Here is an 18,201-nt window from a genome sequence, read left to right on the forward strand (position 1 = left end):
GTTTCATAGCGAAAACACATCAGCTGGCCGATCAGATCAAAGGGTGACACACATGAAAAAGCCCGTTCTTCTTGCCAAGATTCTCGGCCCGCTTGTTTTGGTCGCACTGGTGATCGGCTTTGGGGCCCTTCAAGTTCTTTATAAGGAATTCGTGGACGATCAACGTCTGTCAATCTTGCGACTTGCTGCAACCAATGCCGAGCTAATTGATTCTGTTGCCCAATACAATTTCAAGAACGACCCGTCACACAATAAGGAAACGGCGTTCGAGGCAACCCTGTCGCAAGTACATGCCGCCTTTAACAATATCTCTACGCTTGAGGCAGCTGGCGAACTTTTGATTGTTCGTCGTGAAGGCGATTACATCAATATTCTGGTCCATCAAGAAACCAAGATGAAATCCGAAGAACATCCGGAACGAATTGCGGTTACTCACCCCTATGCACAGCCAATGCTGGCAGGACTGGCCGGACGTTCGGACACAAACTGGGTCAAGGATATTCATGGCCACGAGGTCTTGATGGCGTTTGCGCCATCCCCGAACCTTGGGGTGGCGGTGCTGGTCGAAATCCCCAAAAACAGTCTTCTTGCCCCGTTTGTTTCAACCAGTATTGCGCTGATCGTGATCGGCGCGACTGCCATTGGTATCGCAACAGCCTTTACCTATAGCCAGACGGCGTTTGTCATTAATAACGCCATCAATTCCCGGCAAAATCTCAAACAGGCCCTTGAAGAAGTCAGCAAAGCCCGAAGCATGCTTGAACATGCCCTAAATTCAACAAGCGAGGGTTTTGCCCTGTTTGATCGCGAAGACCGACTTGTGATCTGTAATGACGTCTACCGACAGATATACAAAAGCCATGCTGATGCCATTGTACCGGGCGCCACACTTGAGGAAATTCTTCGAGTCGGATTATCCCGCCAGGCCTTTCCCGATGCCATCGGGGTTGAAGAAATCTGGCTGGCTGACCGGATGGAAGCCCATCGTCAGGACCGCAGCAAACTTGAACAACAGGTTGGTGATCGCTGGCTTCTGATTTCTGAACAGCGCACCAAGGATGGCGGAACTGTTGGCGTTCGAACGGACATCACCGAGCTTAAACGCAAGGAACGCGAACTGCGCGACAGCGAAAAGAAATTCCGCGACTTTACGGTGACGGCGTCGGACTGGGTTTGGGAAACCGATACACAGCACCGGATTGCCTATACCAACATGCAAAAGATCGAAGAAGTAAACCTTGATCTAAGCACCCTGATTGGCAGACGGCGCGATGAATTCACGGCCGAGGACATCGACACAGCCAAATGGCGCAAGCATTATCAAACACTTGATGATCATGAGCCGTTCAAGAACTTCCAGTATCAGGTTGCGATGGAAGATAATGCGATCCGCACCCTTGCCGTTTCCGGAGTGCCGATCTTTGACGATTATGGCACCTTTCTGGGGTATCGCGGCACTGGTCGCGACATCACTGATTTCATCGAGAACCGCGAACGTTTCCGGGTTGCCTTTGAAAGTGTGACAGTCGGCATCATTTTTGCAGATGAAAACGGTATGATTGAAGGCTTCAACCCCGAAGCCGAGAAGATATTCGGGTACCAAGCCGACGAAATCTCGGGGCAAAATGTCTCAATTCTGATGCCGGACCCTGACCACACCAATCATGATCGCTATATCAAAAACTATTTGGGTGGGCGAGATCCGCAAATCATCGGCATCGGGCGTGAAGTCAAAGGCAAGCGCAAGGATGGCAATATCTTTCCGATGAACCTTGGCATTGCTGAAATGAATGTTCAGGGACGCCGTCATTTCATTGCATCCATCACGGATTTGACGGTTGAACACGCCCTTGAACATCAATTGCGCCGTTCGCAAAAGATGGAGGCCATTGGTCAACTGACCGGCGGCGTTGCGCATGATTTCAATAACTTGCTTGGTATTATTATCGGAAACCTTGATCTGGCCCGTCGCCAGATTGACGATATATCACCTGTTACAAAGTTCATTGGCAAGGCGATGACGGCCGCTGACCGCGGGGCCATCCTAACCCGACGGTTGCTCAATTTTTCACGTCAGGCCCCGGAAGAAAACGCTGCGATTATCGTCAATGACGTTTTGTGCGATCTTCAGGAACTTATTGGCAAATCCATCACATCAAGCATCGCGGTCCATCTTGAATTAGCGGAAGATATCCTGCCGGTGCACCTGAACCAGGGGGACTTTGAAGATGCGATGATCAATCTTGCGGTCAATGCCCGCGATGCCATGCCTGATGGCGGACAATTGACCATCGCGACCAAACTGATCACGGTCATCGACGGATTGCAGAACGTTGTGCAACGCGTCCCGCCTGGCACCTATGTCGAACTTGCGATCAGTGACAATGGCATTGGGATGTCATCAGACATCGGCGATCAGATTTTTCAGCCGTTCTTTACCACCAAGGAGCGTGGCAAGGGAACCGGCCTTGGACTTGCCATGGTCTATGGATTTGTCAAACGTGCGGGCGGCTATATTTCGGTCTATTCCGAAATCGGGATCGGCACGACTTTCCGCATCTACTTACCGGTCGCAAAGGACGAGAATGAAACCCTCCTCGAACAGATTGCAAACATAGAAGCAGAACCATCCCACGGGACAGAAACCGTCCTGATTGTCGATGACGAACCGGAACTTGCTGAAATCGCGGCAGAAGTTCTTGCCGAATATGGCTATAGCACCCTGCTTGCCAACAGCGGCAAGCAGGCCCTTGAACTGCTTGAAAACCATCCGGAAACCACCATTCTGTTCACGGATGTCATTATGCCCGGTGGCATGAATGGTATGGAACTGGGCGACAAGGCACGCGAAATGCGCCCTGATCTTGCGGTTTTAACCTGCTCGGGCTTTACCGCCGATGTGCTGCAAAAACGTGCTGCTGACAAACCGGTCTATCCACTGATCAGCAAACCCTACAACAACAAGGAACTGGCCATTGCCATTCGCAATACACTTGATCAGGCTGTTTTGTCCTGAAGATCAAGATGCATTGTCGTTGCCGCCTGAAAGCCGAACAAATGGCGCAACGGCCCGATATCACTGGTTTCAACCGCGCTAAAACCGCACCGCTCATACAGTGCACGGGCGCGCGGGTTGATATCAATGACGTCAAGCCGCACCTTGCCAAGCCCGCGATCACGTGCCGTTATTGCAACCGCATCAAGCAACGCAGTCCCGACACCACGCCCGCGGGCCACCGGATCAACAAATATCCCGTCCATCAACAAAACATCGTCTTCAAGATCGCGTTCAAGAAGTTCCAACAGCATTCCCCGCCACAAACCACCCCAACGGCCATAGACCGCGGAAATTTCGGAAAGCCCGCCGCCGATAAAGGCGCCCGATGCGGTTTTAAATCCGGCAATCCCCAGCAACCGTCCATCATCGGCAATCGCACTGATCGCATGACGGTCATTCATTGCCTGGCCGATGAATTTCAGTGCCTTGTATTCAGGATGCATCACCTTGGATAGTTTCTGGCGAAAGGCTTCCCAGAACAGCGTGCAGGCGGCATCACGATGGGCATCCTGAATGCCGGGCTGAATGGTAAATCCCTGATTTGTCATGTTGTTGTTCCGGTCCGTTTCCCTGCCAAAGAAATAGATAACCGCACCCGAACGGCAAGCTTGGCCTGTGATCAAAGTCACCTGTTCAGGGTCAAAAACGGATCTGACTGTTTTGAAAACAGGAAACAAACTGTCACAAAACTTGACGGACGCGTTTTGACTGCGCATAGTCCCGTCATCTCCGGGGGGGCCGATCGTGAATTGGCTGAGAGGTTCGGTGTTGCCGAACGACCCTTTGAACCTGAACCGGTTAAGACCGGCGTAGGAAGGATCGAATGCGCGACACAGAATTTGCGCCCCAGATGGCGCACAATCCAACCAAGTTTGATATTCACCTGTCCGGTGCCAGCGTGGCATTTGCCGGAAGTGATATTTTCCATGATCTTGACCTGACCCTTCGGGCTGGAAGCTTTACCTGTTTGCTGGGCCCCAGTGGCGTTGGCAAAAGCACGCTTTTGCGCTTCCTTGCCGGTCTGGTCGAAGGCGATGTTAGCGGTAACATCACCTGTTCGGACGGTGGTATCCTTAAAAATCGCATCGCCTATATGGCGCAGCAGGATTTGCTTTTGCCCTGGCGCACGGTGCGCGAAAATGTCGAGCTTGGTGCGGTCCTGCGCGGCGAACGCCCTGATCATGCGCGTGCCGAACAACTGATCGCCGAAGTCGGTTTAACCGATGCCGCCCATCTGCGCCCGGCCAAACTTTCGGGCGGGATGAAGCAACGTGCCGCCCTTGCCCGCACCCTGATGGAGGACCGCCCGGTTGTCCTGATGGATGAACCGTTTTCGGCCCTTGATCCGGTCAATCGATTACGTTTGCAGGAACTGGCCGCACGGGTATTGCGCGGCAAGACAGTGTTGCTGGTAACCCACGACCCGCTCGAGGCGCTGCGTCTTGGCGATAATGTTCATGTCCTGTCGGGCGCCCCGGCAACCCTTGCCGATGCGATCACGCCAGATGGCCAAAGCCCGCGCAACATCACCGATCCGGCCATTCTGGCCCAACAGGCCGAATTGCTGCGTCAACTCGGTGCAGATATCGGCACGGGTTATGGTGCGGAGGCTGTGTCATGAGCCTTCAAAACAATCCTCATACCAATAAAAAACCGCTGACAGAACGCCGCTGGCTGATGCTTGCGCGGCCTCTGATCATTGTGGTTGCACTGATTGCAACATGGCAGGCGCTGGTTCTGATTACCGGGGCGCCGAAATACATGCTGCCAACCCCGGCAGATGTCTGGACCACCCTGATTGCCCGCCATGATGTGCTGTTTGATCACGCGCAATATACCATTGCCGAAACGGTGATTGGCCTGTTTGCCGGGGCCGCCCTTGGCACACTGGCCGCCATTCCGATGGCGCTGTTTTCGCCTGTCCGGTTCTGGTTGATGCCGATCCTTCTGGTATCGCAGGCCATTCCGTTCTTTGCCCTGGCGCCGCTTCTCGTCCTTTGGCTGGGCTTTGGCCTGGCATCCAAGATTGCCATGGCCGCCCTGATCATTTTCTTCCCGGTGACTGTGGCCTTCTTTGACGGATTGGCTCGCACCGAAACCGGATGGCTTGATCTGGCCCGGACCATGGGCGCAAGTCGCTGGCGGCTTTTGACCCATATCCGCCTGCCCGCTGCCCTTCCGGCCTTTGCATCGGGCTTCCGGGTTGCCACCGCCGTTGCCCCGATTGGCGCGGTGATCGGTGAATGGGTGGGGTCCAGTCACGGACTTGGCTATCTGATGTTGCATGCCAATGCCCGGGTTCAGATTGATATGGTTTTTGCCTGTCTTCTGATCCTGTGCGCTTTTTCGATCACGCAATATTTCATTGTCGATCGCATCCTGCGCGCTGCCCTGCCCTGGCAACCCGACAGCCTGAAACCGGTTCGGTAATACAATTCCCGCCGCCAGATTGGCCGCGGATTAAATCCTCATACTTATAATTTGGCGCATCTTACGGAGGTTCATCCATGTCACGCCTTAAATCCATGATCACCGCGACCGCACTGGGCGCAATGGTTCTTGGAACGTCTTCAACGGCTTTTGCCGCCGACAAGCTGGTTATTCTTCTGGACTGGTTTGTGAACCCGGATCACGCACCGCTGATCGTTGCCAAGGAAAAAGGGTTCTTTGCCAAGCATGATCTTGATGTCGAACTGATCGAACCGTCTGATCCGTCCGCCCCGCCGCGCCTTGTTGCCGCCGGTCAGGGCGATGTTGCCGTCAATTATCAGCCCCAGCTTCATGTGCAGGCCGCACAAGGATTGCCGTTGACCCGTATCGGGACGCTGGTTGCCACCCCGCTTAACAGCCTGATCGTTCTTGAAGACGGTCCGATCAAGGAAATCGCCGACCTTAAGGGCAAGAAAATCGGTTATTCGCTTGCCGGATTTGAAGACGCCATTCTGGGCACCATGCTGGCCAATCACGGGGTATCGATGGATGATGTCGAGTTGATCAATGTGAACTTCTCGCTGTCGCCATCACTTTATTCCGGTCAGGTTGACGCGATCATTGGCGGTTACCGCAACTTTGAACTTAACCAGATGGAAATCGAAGGCAAACCGGGCAAGGCATTCTATGTCGAGGAAGAAGCCGTTCCGCCCTATGACGAACTGATCATGACCGTGCGCAACGACAAGGTCGATGATCCGCGTTACGCCCGTATGCTCGCCGCCCTTGAAGAAGGCGTGCAATACCTGATCAACCATCCCGATGATAGCTGGAAAGCCTTCATTGCTGCCTATCCGAACCTTGATGATGAACTCAATATCAAGGCTTGGGCCGATACCTTGCCGCGCTTTGCCCTGCGTCCGGCAGCCCTTGATAAGGCACGCTATAACCGCTTTGCCGATTACATGGTCAAACAGGGCCTGATCAAAGAAAGCCCGGCGCTTGAAACCTACGCCACCGTAATCGAATAGCAAAATCCCCCTGCCTTCGCAGCGCTTTCCCGGTGAATGCGAAACAGGGCTGAAAGGCCGGAACATGCCCCACGTTCCGGCCTTTCTTTTTGTCTGCTTGCCAAACCGGGTGTTTACCTTCTGGTCACCGGGGGATGTGACAGACATAATTGCGAATACATTATGATGTCAGGAACCCGCACGTGCAGACCACATCCAGACCCGATCACCATACCGAAACCGGCTTTGAAAACCGCCATCCCCTGCCCGATCCGGTCAAACGGTCATTCTGGCGGTTCCTGCGCCGGCGGTTTTTTGGGCAGGATAACTGGCCAAAGGCAAAGCATCAGATCGGCAAGATCGCAACCGAAACACCCGATCATGATGCGATCCAGAATCCCGATCCGACACGGTTACAGGTCACCTGGGTCGGTCATGCGACTGTTCTGGTGCAATATGGCGGGCTTAATATCCTGACCGATCCGGTATTTTCAGACCGGGCATCGCCGTTCAAGCGACTGGGTCCGAAACGATATAGCCAGCCGGGCCTTAGCCTAGATCAATTGCCCAAGCTTGATCTGGTCTTGCTGTCCCACAATCACTATGACCATTTCGATCTGGCCAGCCTTGCCGTGCTTGGCAATGCGCCGCGCTATGTCTTGCCGCTGAAAAACGGGCCGTTGCTGGAAAAGGCAGGCGTCACTCCTGATCGCTATGTTGAACTTGATTGGGATGAAAGCCACCATCACGGGGATGTCAAAATCACCCATGTGCCATCCAACCATTGGTCAAGCCGCACGACCAAGGACCGCAAGGAAATGCTGTGGGGTGGATATATCCTTGAATTCGGGGATGGCTACCGGTTCTATTTTGTTGGTGATACCGGCTGGAACGAGGCCCTGTTTACCGAACTGGGCGAAAAGCATGGCGGGATTGATTTTGGCCTGATCCCCATCGGGGCCTATGACCCGCGCGATTTCATGCGCAATTCCCACTGCAATCCCGAAGAAGCCGTTCAGATCATGCAGGTCATGGGCGTCAAACAGGCGCTTGCCATCCATTGGGGCACCTTTGTTCTGACGGCAGAGCCGGTTGATGAACCACCCGTGCGCCTTGCATCGGCGCGCAAGGATGCGGGACTTGGCGATGATGATTTTATCGCCCCGCCCATTGGTGCGACCCGGTTCTTTGCCGGAAAGGACGCCAAGACCATATCCCAACCCGATATCATGCCCGCCTGCGCGCAATGACAAACAAAAACCGGCAGCGCTCAGGCACTGCCGGTTTTGCCCGATTACGATCCCCCATTGGGAGACGGGAAATCCGTATCGGTTCTGACGCGCAAGGAAACGCCTTCCTGCACGTCGCAAAAGATATGTTATAACGTTACATTTTCTATGCAAGGAAATTCTGAAGGGATGCTGCCTTGTCGCAACCACACCCCTTCAAAACTTTCAGTTTCCCGATTTAGACCCGCGTGCGCGGACGACGGACCGAACCGTCTTCAAACCGCGAAAGCTCCATCCCCGCCAAGGTAATCGATGGCTGTCCGGTGGTGATCCAGTCCGCCAGAACCTTGCCCACAACCGGCCCCATGGCAAACCCGTGGCCCGAAAATCCGGTAGCAACAAAGAAGTGTTTGGGATTATCGAACTGATCAATGACCGGCACGGCATCCGGGGTGACATCAATGTCACCGGCCCATTTATCAACGATGCCGACCTGTTTGATTTGCGGGAAAACCTTTTGCAGATTTGCCATCGCGTTGCTGACACGCACCTTATAGGGTTCCGCCTGATTGGTGCGACGTCCGATCATCGGTTGTTTCGATGCTTCTGATCCCGGCAGACGGTCGACCAGATCATCAAAGAACCGCTTGTTAAAGTGGAACTTGAAAGTCGCCCAGTTATCAAAAAGCCCCGGCGCAAAGGCCTTGGCATATTTGAAACGGCCAAGTGTCAGATCAAGGTCCGTCATGAATTCATCGGCAATATTCATTGAACCGTCGGCACGCTGACGAAATGCCAGACCGGCGGCAAGCGTCCCGGCGGCCGAGATATCGGGCACCGGCGTTGTACGGATCACGGTGCCACGCGTGGTTTGCTGCGGCAGACGACGGCCAAACTTGGCAACGAATTTATGGCTGGCGGCACCGGCGGCGCAGATCACATATTTGCATTTGATCTCGCCCTTTTCCGATATGACCGAACTGATGGCACCCGCGGTTGTTTCAATGGAAAGTGCACCGCATCCCTCGGCAATCACCGCGCCCATTTCACTGGCACGTTTGGCAATGGCTGGTGCGGCCTTTTTCGGTTCGGCCTGTCCATCCGATGGCGTATAGATGCCACCGACACCGGGCGTTGTGATGCCCGGTGTGATTTTCTCGACACCCTTTGGTGACAGCACTTGGGTTTCGATATCAAAGCCCTTGGCGTCTTCGATCCATTGTTCGTAATCCGCCATTTCGGCATCATCGCGTGCCACGAACAGAACCCCGCCCTGACGCCATTCAAGATCGGCATTCAGTTCCTTTTCCAGTCCCTGCCAGATGCGGTTACATTCGATCATCAAGGGCAGCTCGACCGGATCGCGCCCCTGTTGACGAACAAATCCCCATGCCCGTCCCGACTGGTGGGATGCAATGGTGTCCTTTTCCAAAAGAACGACCTTCATGCCCGCCTTGGTCAGGTAATAAGCGCTCGAAGAACCGTGGATTCCACCGCCGATAACAACGACGTCGCATTCCTTTGGCAATTCAATATCGGGATAATTCGTCATGTGGGGACCTTCAAAAAAGGATTACAGTTTGGTGTGTGGCGCGAACCACGTTATGTTGCGCGGCAATAAATCACAACTAAATCAGGTAGCCACCATGTCTGATCACGCAAAAAAACAAAAACCGGCCACCATCACCGCCCAGGCACTGGGCTGGGTTGATGAAGCAACCAAATCAGTCACACCACCGCTTTATCCCTCGACCACGTTCGAGCGCAACACTGATCTCAGCTATCACGACGGGCGCTGTTATACCCGTGCTGATAACCCGACCTATGATCAGGCCTGCGAGGTTTTAAATACCCTCGAAGGCGGTATTGAAACCCGCCTGTTTGCATCGGGTATGGCAGCCGCGGTTGCCTGTATTCATGCACTGAGCCCGGGCGATCATGTTGTTGCCCCCAAGGTGATGTATTGGGCATTGCGCAGCTTCATGCTTGATAGTGGTGTGCGTGCCGGTCTGTCGTTTGACTTTGTCGATAACGCCGATATTGCGGAATGGAACAAACACATTGTTGCGGGCAAGACCAAGATGGTCTGGCTTGAAACCCCGGCCAACCCGGATTGGCAGATCACCGACATTGCCGCTGTTGCCGAACTGGCGCACAAGGCCGGCGCACAGGTGGTTGTCGACAACACGGTTGCCACCCCGCTTTTGACCCGCCCGATTGAACTGGGTGCGGATATCGTCATGCATTCGGCAACCAAATACCTGAACGGTCACAGTGACGTTCTGGCAGGCAGCCTGACCACCGCATCCAACAGCGAATACTGGCAGCGTGTCTGTAAACAGCATGCGTCAGGTGGTGCAGTTCTCGGCGTGTTTGAAACATGGCTTTTGCTGCGTGGCATGCGCACCCTTGCGATCCGCGTTGAACGGGCATCGGCCAATGCCATGGCAATTGCCAAGCATTTCGAAAACCACCCGGAAGTCGAACAGGTCCAATATCCGGGCCTTGCAAGCCACGCCGGGCACGACATCGCCGCCAAGCAGATGACAGGCGGATTTGGCGGTATGCTGTCGATCCGGGTTAAAGGCGGTGAAAAGCGCGCGGTTGATTTCCATAATCAGTGCAAACTTTTCAAACGCGCAACGTCGCTTGGTGGCGTCGAAAGCCTGATCGAACATCGTTCATCGGTCGAAGGCCCGACCAGCCCGGTTCCGGGTGATTTGCTGCGCCTTTCGGTCGGGATTGAAGATGCCGACGACCTTGTTAACGACCTGGAAACGGCCTTGGCGTTAAGCAAGTAAGCATAAAGATTTTTCAATCCGGAATTTCGGCCCGATGACACAACAAACCCCGCAAAGGTCCCAGACGATCACATTGCTGCGCAATGCCGGTTTCTGTGTTGTGGCATCGGGCGTCCTGACTTTCCTGTTTCCCGGCCAATCAATTGCCCATGATGCCGGTGGCAAACCGCATCAACATGAAACAGACGTCAATGCCCTGCCCCCGGCACCGGGATTGATTTTTGATATGCAGGCCGGGGAATACATCCTGTTTGATGAACTGGTACGCCGTCTTTCGGATCGGAAATATGTTCTGATCGGTGAAAAGCATGACAATCCCATTCACCATCATCATCAGGCCCATCTGATCAACAGCCTGACCCAATCAGATCGCCGCAACCGCGCCGTTGTCTGGGAAATGCTGACACGTGATCAACAGACCGACCTTGATCAGAAATGGCAGGAAATTGAGATATCCGATCTTGGCCCGGAATTTGGCTGGGAAGAACGTGGTTGGCCGTCATGGCATGATTATGCCCCGATTGCCCAAACCGCCAAAGACAACAATCTTGCGATGATTGCGGGCAATCTTCCCGATGACCTTTTGCGTCCGATCATTGCCAATGGCAAAGATGCCTTGCCCTCCGATCTTGCGGCGAAACTGGCACTGCCCGAAATTCCCGACGATATTCTGGCCCGGTTCCGTGTCGAAATGGCACAAAGCCATTGCAATGCCCTGCCGGAAAGTATGCTGGGCGGATTTTCACTGGTTCAGTTTGCCCGCGATGCGTCGCTGGCGCGCGCCATGAGAGATGGTGCATCCGCAGATGATGTTGACGGGGCTTTCCTGATTGCGGGTGCCATGCATGTGCGCCACACGCTCGCGGTTCCCTGGCATCTTTCCCGGTTCGAGCCCGACCTTGATGAACAGGAAATCGCGGTTGTCAGCCTGATCGAAGTTGACGATCCAAGTGATAACCCGCCCAAGGCACCAGACTATGCCGAACGATTTGGCGATGCCGCCGACATCGATTTCTTGTGGTTTACCAACGACATCGTCCGTGCCGATCCCTGCGCCAATTTAACAATCGGCCAATAAGCCAAGCCGCGTTACTTGATCCGGCGCGGCAGCCAGTCGGTGGTCGCCACCGGTTTTCCTTTATGCGAACGCATTACGCGCGGACGGACAACTTCCTTGGCCTCTGGCGTGGTTGCCGATTTGCGGACCGAGGCATAAAATTCCACCAGCTCCGCATAGGGGATGATTGTACCGACCCCTTCCTTGTACGCCTTGGTAAAGGGCGGATGATTGCGCACGGTCATACTAAGATGTTCGACCGTGTGATGGCCAAACTGCGACCAGATGCTTTCAAGGAAATGTGTGGTCTTCGGATCAATCGCCTTAAGGCGCACGTCAGGTCGACTTTCTTCCATCACCGCATAAAGATTGGGTTCAATTGGCCCGAATTCTTCGGCGACAAAGATTGCGGGCATCAACATATTGCCGTGATAGTTCGCCCCGTAATAGGCCTGTGCCAGATACAGCAACCGATGCAGTTTTTGCGGCTGCAAATATTCGTTATCGTTCAGCGCAAGATCGATAAATCGGAATGCGGCTTCGAAAACTGTATTAAGAACCGGCTTGTTCTTCATGGACGGCCTGATGATCTGACGTAAAGATCGCCTATCATAAGACCAATGCCATATGCCAACAAGCATCTGCACCGGGTAATCAGGAATTTTTGAAACGGAACGATGTTGGGGATGATCCGGAAAGCTTCGGGCTGATCAGACCGTCGCGTCAAGACGCGTACCGCGCATCCCAACCCCGTGGGCCACCGCATTGACCAGCGCATAAAATGACGTGCCACTATTGGCCGACAAATCAAACGGAATGGATGGATCAAGCATGGCGGCAAAATCCAGATCCGATGTTGCCTCGACCGCACCTTCACGATCACTGGAACGGCGGGCCGCAGAAAGTGTGCGTTGCTCTGCACGCTGATCTTTTTGCTCCCCCGGATTGCCCTGCCCCGGCTGACGCTTGTTCTTGCCATCGATATAGGCGTTGAACAAAATCCCGTCATCGTCGGGGTTATAGCTGTAATGCTGGGAAGATTCTTCGATCTGGGTGCTGCGGTCCACGGTCGAAACACCGCGCGCACCGGCGGCAGGAAGTCGGCCATACTGGCTGACCTGCGAGACTGTCTGTGCTGTTTGGACCGGTGTGATCATTTTCCACGTTCCTGCCGATTATCGGCAACGGATCAAAACCGGGGCAACTCCCCGGTTCAACCCAGACATTATACATCAAGCCAGTGGAAAAAGGCAGGATTTTCGAAAAACCGCAAATTGGCGGTGTAATTCGATGCCGGTTAATCGCCTTCGAATTCGACCAGATGGAATTCTTCGACACCGCGATCACGGATTTTCTGCGCCCCGCCAAGATCAGGCAGATCAATGATAAAGGCACAGGCCGCGACTTCGGCACCGACCTTTTCAATCAGCTCGATAGCGGCCATTGCCGTACCACCGGTTGCAATCAGGTCATCCATCACTAAAACGCGGCTGCCCGGCTTAATCGCGTCCTTATGGATTTCAATCACGTCCGAACCGTATTCCAGTTCATATTCAACGCCGATGGTTTCGGCCGGCAATTTGCCCTGTTTGCGGATGGTGACGAAACCAACACCCAGTGCAAGGGCAACTGCCGGGCCAATCACGAAACCGCGGGCTTCGATCCCGGCGATCATGTCGATTTTCTTGTCCTGAAACTCGGCCGCGAAGCTGTCGATCACTTCGCGCAGGCCGTCTGCATCTTCGAACAGGGTCGTGATGTCGCGGAACATGATCCCCTTTTTCGGGTAATCAGGAATGGTACGGATCAACGACTTAATCGACATGGGGTACTCCGGCCAGCTTTCAGGTGGATAACGCGGTTTTACACAGCAAACTTATATCAGTTGCCCGTGCGTATGCGGCGACACTTGATGCCTGAAAGTGACCGGATTGGCAAGTCTCATCGGGGATAATACGGGGACACTACCCCGCCCCTGAACGCACGTTTGCGTTCAGGCCGCGTGCGGGGTTGATGCCCGAAGCTGTGTGCGGTGATTGGAATTGCTGACCGCGACAAAATCATTTGCCAGCTTCTTGCTGATTTCTGCGCGTGTTCCGCGCGGCAATCCGGTCTGGGCAGCCTGACGATTGCCCCATACCGCCCGATACAGGCGGAAATCATGGTCATTGATCTGACCGAATACTTTTTCGACTTCCATCAGAGTTTGGACATAACTCTTTTTCATGTCAGCCATCCTGTTGCTCGTTGGGCTTTCGCATATTGATCTGCGAAAGAATGGCACCGTTTTCGATGCATCATTTACAGCAGCGATATAGTCCGAACTTCATGACCTCTCAACCGCACTACGGTGACAAGATCAGGAAGATTTTGTGACAAGGTGCCCCAATTGAAAAACGGCCCGCTTTCACTGTTGAAAGCAGGCCGCTTTTTTTGATGCTGGCAACGCAGATGGCGGACAGATGATTGATCAGTTAATCGTCTTTGCCGCGTGCGATTTGGCTTCTTCGTCAATCTGCTTTTGCAGAGCGTCGCCATACTCGCCGTAAATCCGGCCTTCCAGCGACAGCTCCAGAAAGCGGATATAGTCGTTCTGATCAGTGATCTTGGTACGTGCCACTTCGATCACATCAAACGGGCTTGCTGCATCCAGATCATATTTACGGATCAGCTCAAGCATCTCGGTGGTGATCTGATCAAGCTTCTTGCGGGTGTCGCTATAGGAAATCGTCATCAGACTATCCTGTTTCATTCAAATTTCACGATTGGCGTGGTTATGCCCGTTCCATCACCGGGAAACAAGTCCCGTGCGGGTTGTCATCACTCCAACTTCCACCCAAAGCACAAACAGACAGACACGTTTCCACCCCCGATAACATCACTGACTTGAGTCATATCAAGGCGGAAGTTTGACGATCATGCATTGTTTCAAAGATTGAGGACAATTCAAAACTGGGCCCCGAGGGCCGGTTTACGTCATCGCACCGGGGATTAAAAATGAAAATTCTGTCGGCTTTCAATGCCATGGGCATTCGCAAACGCTTTATGTGGGCATCCGCATTCGGCGTGACTTCGACTGTGATCATCTCGCTTTTGATGATGACGATGGTCGAAGAAAAGGCAATGGACAGCAAGTTGCGCCAGCTTAGCGAAAATGAACTGACATCGTTGCATGCATTGATCGTCAATGTCATGGCCGCCCGCCCCGAAGATGGCGATGACATCGGCATTCAGGTTTTCAACAACTGGTTTGACAGCCGCAACCAGGATTATCCCGGCGAACTCTGGTCTGTCTGGGGACCAACGACCCAGGCATATATGGAAGAATACGGCGACAAACCGATAAAAACGCCACGCGATGACATCGATATCGAAGCCATCGAAACCGGCGAACTGATCGGGCGCTATACGGAAAATGGCACCTATCGCATGTCGATGCCGATTGTTCTTGGTGTCACCAAGGGTGCTGATCGCGAAGTCTGTTTTAGCTGCCATGGTGCGATGGAAGCGGAAAAAGGCGATATCATTGCGGTTCTGTCATCAAGCCTGTCTGTTGCTCCGGAACAGGCAAAAACCAATAACATCCTGATCGGGATTGTTATTGGCGGTCTGGCAATTGCGATTGCAACCATCATCGGCATGCGCGTGCTGTTGACCCGAATTGTGACCGCCCCACTATCCGATCTGGGTCGGGATATGACCGAGTTGGCCCAGGGTAATACCGAGTTTGATATCAACGCCCTGTCCCGGCGCGATGAAATCGGTCGCATGGCCCAATCGGTCGAGGTATTCCGCACCAACGCGATTGCCAAGAAACAGATGGAATCCGAACAACAAGCCGCATCACAGCGCCGCGAAGAACGGATGAAAAACCTTGAACGGCATATCGGCAATTTCGAAGGCGTGATTGCCAAGATTGTCGGCGCGGTTTCAAACTCGGCTGGCAAGATGCAAACCACGGCAAACGGGCTTGTTGAAACCGCTGATCGCGCCAGCAAAAGCGCAACAACGGTTGCCGCCGCGTCCGAACAGGCCACCGTCAATGTCCGCACGGTTGCCGACGCCGCCGATCATCTGTCTTCGTCCATCTCCAAGATTGGCGAACAGGCCGATGCATCAACCCGCGTCGCCGCCGAAGCATCACGCGAAGCCGAACAATCATCCGATACCGTTCAGGGCCTTTCCGAAGTTGCCAACCGCATTGGCGAAATCGTTGCCCTGATCAGCGACATTGCCGGTCAAACCAACCTGCTGGCCCTTAATGCCACGATTGAAGCGGCCCGTGCCGGTGAAGCAGGCAAAGGCTTTGCCGTGGTAGCCGCCGAGGTTAAAAACCTTGCCAATCAAACCGCCCGGGCAACCAGCGAGATTTCGGATCAAATCACCGCCATTCAGGAAGAAACCGGCAAGACAGTCAGTTCCATGGCCGATATTTCCAATGTGATTTCCCGGATCACCGAAATGGCACACACCATTTCCTCGGCCGTCGGCGAACAGGCCGACGCCACCGACGAAATTGCCCGAAATGTCGAACAGGCCGCAATCGGCACCCAGGAAGTCAGCAGCAATATCGAACAGGTCAGCAACACAGTTGCCGACACCGACCATGCGGCTCATCAGGTTCTTGATGTTGCCCGCGAGCTGGGTGCGCTTTCCGATGATCTGCGGTCTGAAGTTGACCGGTTCCTGACCGACATTCGTGCGACCTGATCTGAACGGATTGGCCCGGATCGGGAGATTGGCATAATTCTCCGCTCAACTGGCGACAAGATGACCGTTTCAGGTTGTTTTGTCGCCAGTCTTGTATTTTGCTCCATGCGGGCAAAAATGATGAATTATGCAAAATGTTCCGGTTTCCAGTGTCATATTTCGGATAAAGCCTTGCCTGTCATGGGGCATCATGCTGGCGATATGGGCGACCATATTGTTTTCGGCGTCCGACCTGCATGCTGATGACAAAACGGTCCGAAACAGCTGTGATCAACTGATTGTTTCGGGTCATACTGATTATCCCCCGTTTAACTATACCGATCATGAAACCTTTCGCGGGGCGTCGATTGATCTGATCCGCCTGATCGCCCGCAAGATCGGGATCCGTGTTGAAATCCGCAATGTTGGTCCATGGATACGGGCGGTAAAAAACCTGACGGATGGTGATATCGATCTTTTGGTTGCGCTTTACATTACGCCGGAACGGCAATCGCAATATTTGTTCACCCGCCCCTATGCCCAAGACCCGATTGTCATGTTCAGCATGGCCAGATCGGCGTTCCCCTTCAAGGACTGGTACGATCTGGCTGGCAAGGTTGGCGTGACGACCCGCGGTGATAGCTGGGGTGCGGATTTTGATCAGTTCATTGAACAACATCTGACAATGATGCGGGTCAATACCACAGATCAGATGATCGACATGCTTTCCCAGAAGCGGGCTGATTATGGCATTCAGGGGCTTTACACCCTTGAACGTTCGGAACGTCGAATAGACATGGCAAATGACATCGCCATTTCCAGCACGCCGATCAAATCCGAACAGATGTATATGGCACTGTCCCGCCAGTCCCCTTGCCGCGACCTGATCGACAAGATCAATCTGGCGATCGAGGAATTTGAACAGGACGGCACAATCACAAAACTGATTGCAAGCTACGTGAAATCCAATGGTTCCTGATCAAAATGCCGACGGTTTCATGAACTGTTTCAGGCAATCCTAATTCATGTCATTATGTAAAAAATTCAATCACTTCGATGAATGAAATTAAAAATGATCTTTGTTAAACGTCATAGCCGCCGGTATTGCATGGCCATGATGCTTGGCCTTGCGGGTGCCGTTTTTGGCGGCTACGCAGATGCATATTCTGCACCGGCCCAGACAGCTGCCTGCGAAACCATCACCGTATCCAGTCATAGCAACTATCCCCCTTACAGCTTTCTGGAAGACGGGGTTTTGAAAGGGGCTGCCATTGATCTGATCCGGGTGATTGGTAAAGATATCGGTGTCAATATCGACATTCAGAATATCGGCCCCTGGATGCGTGCACTGACCACGTTGCGTAAAGGCGGAATTGATATGCTGACCACGGTGTATCTGGTGCCGGAACGGCTTGGTGATCTGGCCTATACCCGCCCCTATATCGAAGACCCGATTGTTGTCTTTACGGTTGGCGATGACGCACCCGACCTGCACGAACATACCGACCTGATCAATCTGGACGGATTGACGACCCGCGGCGAAAGTCGCGGTGAAGAGTTTGATCGCTTTATGGCCAGTTCACTGAACATCATGACCGTCAACAGCATCGAACAAATCATACATATGCTTGATCAGGGGCGCGCCGATTATGGCTTGCAAGGCTTGTACTCCCTGAAAAAGGCCGAACGCCACACAAGCATCACCAAGAAAATCTGGATCACCGATGTGCCGATCAATGCGGCCAAGATGTGTTTTGCCTTTGCGCGAACATCACCATGCACGGGTTGGATTCCGGCAATTAATGCCGAAATTGAAAAGAGGATTGCCGACGGCACCGTTACCGACCTGATGGCGAAATACGCAGCATTAGCAGGTTATTAAATGCGAAATTAACCAGACCTCAACGAATTTCGGACCTATTCTTAC

At 53.5% G+C, this 18,201-nt stretch carries 17 protein-coding genes and 1 riboswitch; of the genes, 10 read left to right on the forward strand and 7 right to left on the reverse strand.

The window, feature by feature from the left end; translation table 11 throughout:
- Nucleotides 1-52 precede the first annotated feature (52 nt).
- Nucleotides 53-3,016 (forward strand): PAS domain S-box protein, encoded by a 2,964-nt coding sequence (locus TH19_RS12395; protein ID WP_114102656.1) that lies wholly within the window; start codon nt 53-55, stop codon nt 3,014-3,016.
- On the opposite strand, the gene TH19_RS12400 is transcribed toward TH19_RS12395, so the two are convergent.
- Nucleotides 2,998-3,606: a GNAT family N-acetyltransferase gene (locus tag TH19_RS12400; RefSeq protein ID WP_114102742.1), complete on the reverse strand. Its 609-nt coding sequence runs from the start codon at nt 3,604-3,606 to the stop codon at nt 2,998-3,000. The two genes, TH19_RS12395 and TH19_RS12400, sit on opposite strands and share 19 nt — an antisense overlap.
- Nucleotides 3,607-3,779: 173 nt before the next feature.
- Nucleotides 3,780-3,891: riboswitch (TPP riboswitch) on the forward strand.
- On the opposite strand from TH19_RS12400, the gene TH19_RS12405 reads away from it, so the two are divergent.
- From TH19_RS12405 to TH19_RS12420, 4 genes are all read left to right on the forward strand, one after another.
- Entirely contained in the window at nt 3,882-4,679 is a 798-nt protein-coding gene (locus tag TH19_RS12405; protein ID WP_114102657.1) for an ABC transporter ATP-binding protein, read from the forward strand. It overlaps the preceding riboswitch by 10 nt.
- Nucleotides 4,676-5,488 (forward strand): ABC transporter permease, encoded by an 813-nt coding sequence (locus tag TH19_RS12410; RefSeq protein ID WP_114102658.1) that lies wholly within the window; start codon nt 4,676-4,678, stop codon nt 5,486-5,488. The genes TH19_RS12405 and TH19_RS12410 overlap by 4 nt, the downstream gene beginning before the upstream one ends.
- Before the next feature lie 77 nt (nt 5,489-5,565).
- Nucleotides 5,566-6,519 carry an ABC transporter substrate-binding protein gene (locus TH19_RS12415; RefSeq protein WP_114102659.1) on the forward strand — a complete coding sequence of 318 codons (954 nt, stop codon included), beginning with the start codon at nt 5,566-5,568 and terminating at the stop codon, nt 6,517-6,519.
- A gap of 182 nt (nt 6,520-6,701) precedes the next feature.
- A complete protein-coding gene (locus TH19_RS12420; protein ID WP_258547943.1) occupies nt 6,702-7,748 on the forward strand; it encodes an MBL fold metallo-hydrolase in 1,047 nt (348 codons plus the stop codon).
- A gap of 217 nt (nt 7,749-7,965) precedes the next feature.
- Here the strand turns inward: TH19_RS12420 and TH19_RS12425 are convergent, their stop codons facing one another.
- A complete protein-coding gene (locus TH19_RS12425) occupies nt 7,966-9,279 on the reverse strand; it encodes an NAD(P)/FAD-dependent oxidoreductase (protein ID WP_114102661.1) in 1,314 nt (437 codons plus the stop codon).
- 94 nt (nt 9,280-9,373) lie between these two features.
- Here TH19_RS12425 and TH19_RS12430 point away from each other — a divergent pair, with 94 nt between their 5' ends.
- Together TH19_RS12430 and TH19_RS12435 are read left to right on the forward strand one after the other, a co-directional pair.
- On the forward strand, nt 9,374-10,528 hold the full coding sequence (locus tag TH19_RS12430; RefSeq protein WP_114102743.1) for a trans-sulfuration enzyme family protein: 1,155 nt from the start codon (nt 9,374-9,376) through the stop codon (nt 10,526-10,528).
- Nucleotides 10,529-10,562: 34 nt separating this feature from the next.
- Entirely contained in the window at nt 10,563-11,606 is a 1,044-nt protein-coding gene (locus tag TH19_RS12435; protein WP_114102662.1) for a ChaN family lipoprotein, read from the forward strand.
- An 11-nt stretch (nt 11,607-11,617) separates the two neighbouring features.
- On the opposite strand, the gene TH19_RS12440 is transcribed toward TH19_RS12435, so the two are convergent.
- From TH19_RS12440 to TH19_RS12460, 5 genes are all read right to left on the reverse strand, one after another.
- Nucleotides 11,618-12,160, reverse strand: coding sequence for a Panacea domain-containing protein (locus tag TH19_RS12440; RefSeq protein ID WP_114102663.1), 543 nt, complete (start codon nt 12,158-12,160; stop codon nt 11,618-11,620).
- A 135-nt stretch (nt 12,161-12,295) separates the two neighbouring features.
- On the reverse strand, nt 12,296-12,742 hold the full coding sequence (locus tag TH19_RS12445) for a hypothetical protein (protein WP_114102664.1): 447 nt from the start codon (nt 12,740-12,742) through the stop codon (nt 12,296-12,298).
- Between the two features lie 140 nt (nt 12,743-12,882).
- Nucleotides 12,883-13,410, reverse strand: coding sequence for an adenine phosphoribosyltransferase (locus tag TH19_RS12450; RefSeq protein WP_114102665.1), 528 nt, complete (start codon nt 13,408-13,410; stop codon nt 12,883-12,885).
- A gap of 168 nt (nt 13,411-13,578) precedes the next feature.
- Entirely contained in the window at nt 13,579-13,812 is a 234-nt protein-coding gene (locus tag TH19_RS12455; protein WP_114102744.1) for a hypothetical protein, read from the reverse strand.
- Nucleotides 13,813-14,055: 243 nt separating this feature from the next.
- On the reverse strand, nt 14,056-14,337 hold the full coding sequence (locus TH19_RS12460; protein ID WP_258547944.1) for a hypothetical protein: 282 nt from the start codon (nt 14,335-14,337) through the stop codon (nt 14,056-14,058).
- Nucleotides 14,338-14,582: 245 nt separating this feature from the next.
- Between TH19_RS12460 and TH19_RS12465 the strand changes: the two genes are divergently transcribed.
- The 3 genes from TH19_RS12465 to TH19_RS12475 all read left to right on the forward strand — a co-directional run bounded on the left by TH19_RS12465 (nt 14,583) and on the right by TH19_RS12475 (nt 18,156).
- Nucleotides 14,583-16,295, forward strand: coding sequence for a methyl-accepting chemotaxis protein (locus TH19_RS12465; RefSeq protein WP_114102666.1), 1,713 nt, complete (start codon nt 14,583-14,585; stop codon nt 16,293-16,295).
- Between the two features lie 190 nt (nt 16,296-16,485).
- A complete protein-coding gene (locus TH19_RS12470) occupies nt 16,486-17,253 on the forward strand; it encodes a substrate-binding periplasmic protein (protein WP_181846401.1) in 768 nt (255 codons plus the stop codon).
- A gap of 93 nt (nt 17,254-17,346) precedes the next feature.
- Complete coding sequence (locus tag TH19_RS12475) at nt 17,347-18,156, forward strand: substrate-binding periplasmic protein (protein ID WP_181846402.1); 810 nt, start codon at nt 17,347-17,349, stop codon at nt 18,154-18,156.
- Nucleotides 18,157-18,201: the final 45 nt, after the last annotated feature.

Source organism: Thalassospira profundimaris (assembly GCF_003326675.1).
Classification (GTDB): Bacteria; Pseudomonadota; Alphaproteobacteria; order Rhodospirillales; family Thalassospiraceae; genus Thalassospira; species Thalassospira aquimaris.

What these genes read in the sequence shown, in the direction of transcription:
- TH19_RS12395 (WP_114102656.1), top strand. Translation starts at nt 53, where the DNA reads ATGAAAAAGCCCGTTCTTCTTGCCAAGATTCTCGGCCCGCTTGTTTTG.
- TH19_RS12400 (WP_114102742.1), bottom strand. Translation starts at nt 3,606, where the DNA reads ATGACAAATCAGGGATTTACCATTCAGCCCGGCATTCAGGATGCCCAT.
- TH19_RS12405 (WP_114102657.1), top strand. Translation starts at nt 3,882, where the DNA reads ATGCGCGACACAGAATTTGCGCCCCAGATGGCGCACAATCCAACCAAG.
- TH19_RS12410 (WP_114102658.1), top strand. Translation starts at nt 4,676, where the DNA reads ATGAGCCTTCAAAACAATCCTCATACCAATAAAAAACCGCTGACAGAA.
- TH19_RS12415 (WP_114102659.1), top strand. Translation starts at nt 5,566, where the DNA reads ATGTCACGCCTTAAATCCATGATCACCGCGACCGCACTGGGCGCAATG.
- TH19_RS12425 (WP_114102661.1), bottom strand. Translation starts at nt 9,279, where the DNA reads ATGACGAATTATCCCGATATTGAATTGCCAAAGGAATGCGACGTCGTT.
- TH19_RS12430 (WP_114102743.1), top strand. Translation starts at nt 9,374, where the DNA reads ATGTCTGATCACGCAAAAAAACAAAAACCGGCCACCATCACCGCCCAG.
- TH19_RS12435 (WP_114102662.1), top strand. Translation starts at nt 10,563, where the DNA reads ATGACACAACAAACCCCGCAAAGGTCCCAGACGATCACATTGCTGCGC.
- TH19_RS12440 (WP_114102663.1), bottom strand. Translation starts at nt 12,160, where the DNA reads ATGAAGAACAAGCCGGTTCTTAATACAGTTTTCGAAGCCGCATTCCGA.
- TH19_RS12445 (WP_114102664.1), bottom strand. Translation starts at nt 12,742, where the DNA reads ATGATCACACCGGTCCAAACAGCACAGACAGTCTCGCAGGTCAGCCAG.
- TH19_RS12450 (WP_114102665.1), bottom strand. Translation starts at nt 13,410, where the DNA reads ATGTCGATTAAGTCGTTGATCCGTACCATTCCTGATTACCCGAAAAAG.
- TH19_RS12455 (WP_114102744.1), bottom strand. Translation starts at nt 13,812, where the DNA reads ATGAAAAAGAGTTATGTCCAAACTCTGATGGAAGTCGAAAAAGTATTC.
- TH19_RS12460 (WP_258547944.1), bottom strand. Translation starts at nt 14,337, where the DNA reads ATGAAACAGGATAGTCTGATGACGATTTCCTATAGCGACACCCGCAAG.
- TH19_RS12465 (WP_114102666.1), top strand. Translation starts at nt 14,583, where the DNA reads ATGAAAATTCTGTCGGCTTTCAATGCCATGGGCATTCGCAAACGCTTT.
- TH19_RS12470 (WP_181846401.1), top strand. Translation starts at nt 16,486, where the DNA reads ATGCTGGCGATATGGGCGACCATATTGTTTTCGGCGTCCGACCTGCAT.
- TH19_RS12475 (WP_181846402.1), top strand. Translation starts at nt 17,347, where the DNA reads ATGATCTTTGTTAAACGTCATAGCCGCCGGTATTGCATGGCCATGATG.